2 protein-coding genes and 1 pseudogene are annotated in these 1,948 nt (G+C 55.0%); 1 reads left to right on the top strand and 2 read right to left on the bottom strand.

Annotation, left to right across the window (positions count from 1 at the left end; genetic code table 11):
* Positions 1-211: 211 nt before the first annotated feature.
* Together WCA53_RS08000 and WCA53_RS07995 are read right to left on the bottom strand one after the other, a co-directional pair.
* Positions 212-484, bottom strand: a pseudogene (locus WCA53_RS08000) (LysR family transcriptional regulator); the annotation flags it as partial.
* A gap of 5 nt (positions 485-489) precedes the next feature.
* Positions 490-834: a LysR family transcriptional regulator gene (locus WCA53_RS07995; protein ID WP_423907736.1), complete on the bottom strand. Its 345-nt coding sequence runs from the start codon at positions 832-834 to the stop codon at positions 490-492.
* Positions 835-1,264: 430 nt separating this feature from the next.
* Between WCA53_RS07995 and WCA53_RS07990 the strand changes: the two genes are divergently transcribed.
* The coding region (locus WCA53_RS07990) for an SDR family NAD(P)-dependent oxidoreductase (RefSeq protein WP_423907734.1) at positions 1,265-1,948 on the top strand (684 nt) is incomplete at its 3' end.

Below are 1,948 nucleotides of genomic sequence, written 5' to 3'. Positions count from 1 at the left end.
GATGAAGATACGCAGGTAGGTCATCATGTGTGTTGAGCCCACAAATAATTTATCAATTCGATATTTCGTGCTTGCTTACAGATTTTCGTGCGGGTTAGCTTGCGATTGGCGCGTGAAAACTTGAATTCAACTACCAAAGACGAAGTTGTCGCCCGCTCTATCCCCTTTCTGCAGAGGTCAAGGACATGACCACGAGCACCGAGGTCGAAAGCTACACATTGTCCCAGTAAGGGGGCGATCCGATCGCATCGACAAGGAAAGCGGATACCTCGCGCACTTTACGAGACCGCAGCCTGTTCTCAGCCGAGAGAATCTGAATGTATAGCTCTTCAACGGACACGGAGATATCCCAGTCTGTCAGCAAGCTCACAAGCTTCCGATCTTTAAAGCTTGCCGGAGCGAACGCCCAGCTCGGGAAGAGCACGATTCCGCGTCCTGCCAAAGCAGCAGCCACCAATACCTCGGCATTGTTGCTTCGCAACGGACCGCTTACATCCTGCGGCTTAAAAGTCTCTTTAGACGAGCGCCTGAAATACCATCTCTGCGGTGCTTGCGTACCAGTCCCCGGATACCGGCGTCTCTATGGGCGAGCTGATCGGCGGCGTTATCCAGCAGTTCTACAGCCTCACGTACTTGCGAATAGTAGCGCTGCCCCTGCTCGGTGAGCGTGACGGCACGCGTGCTCCTGTAAAAGAGTTGCTGTCCCAGTTCCTTTTCCAAAGACGCAATGAATCGTGACACCGACGAAGCCGGAACCTCGAAGTGTCGGGCTGTGGCTAGAAAACTCCCAGTCGTGGAGAGCATCAAAAAGTAACGTAAAGCCTGGACGTTCATGGCTGACTCATAGCGAAGAGGCGCGCCGTATCTCGGCGACGCCTAACGGGCGTAACGGCACCACCGCGTCAGCCTGCCCGAGGGTCCGATCGCGGGACGGTCCCGAACGCATCGCAGGCGGACCGCACGGCAAACCGGACCAAAAATGCTGTTTCGACAAAGATGATTTGCCCTAATGGCCAATTGCTGCAGATATCGCATCCGGCTACCATCGATTCCTCTGAAACCCTATTCATCCGATACCGCGTTTGCGATGAGTGGAGCGAAAAATCAGGAATGTCGAGGGTGCCCCCTCTGACGAATTGACCCGTCGTTCTGGCTCAAGAGCTTGCCTGGGCACGAGGCTTCTCGTTGCCACGTTCAACGGATGCCACGGAGCCATCGGTCCGATTGGCATCAAAGCCAAACAACTACTTTTTTGGAGTAAAGCATGAGCAAATCACAGAAGGTTGTCGTCGTCACCGGCGCATCGCAAGGCATTGGTGCCGACATCGTGAAGGCATTTCGCAAACTCGACTACCGCGTTGTTGCAACCTCGCGATCGATCAAACCGTCAGAAGATCCGAACATCCTGACAGTTGCCGGCGATATTGGTGATCCGGCGGTCGCCCAGCGTGTCATTTCCGAAGGCGTCGCCAAGTTCGGCCGGATCGATACACTGGTGAACAACGCCGGCATTTACATCGGCAAGCCTTTCACGGAAAACACCGCCGAAGACTACGCCGCTGTGATGAACGTGAATATGGCGGGCTTCTTTTACATCACACAACTCGCCATCGCCGAAATGGAAAAGCATTCAAGCGGCCACGTGGTTAGCGTGACGGCTAGCATCGGTGACGTTGCGATCAGCGGCATCTATTCGGTACTGGCAGCCTTGACGAAGGGTGGTGTGAACGCGGCGACGAAGTCCCTTGCGATTGAGTACGCGAAGAAAGGCATTCGCGTCAATGCCGTCGCGCCAGGCGTCATCAAGACGCCGATGCACGCACCGGAAACCCACGAAATGCTGGGTAGCTTCCATCCGCTCGGCCGTATCGGCGAGATTAGCGATATCTCCAACGCTGTCCTGTATCTTGATTCGGCATCGTTCGTCACGGGAGAGATCCTGCACATC

It is taken from the genome of Caballeronia sp. (genome assembly GCF_049581465.1).
Lineage (GTDB): Bacteria > Pseudomonadota > Gammaproteobacteria > Burkholderiales > Burkholderiaceae > Caballeronia.
This window is presented reverse-complemented; position numbering and strand designations above follow the sequence as displayed.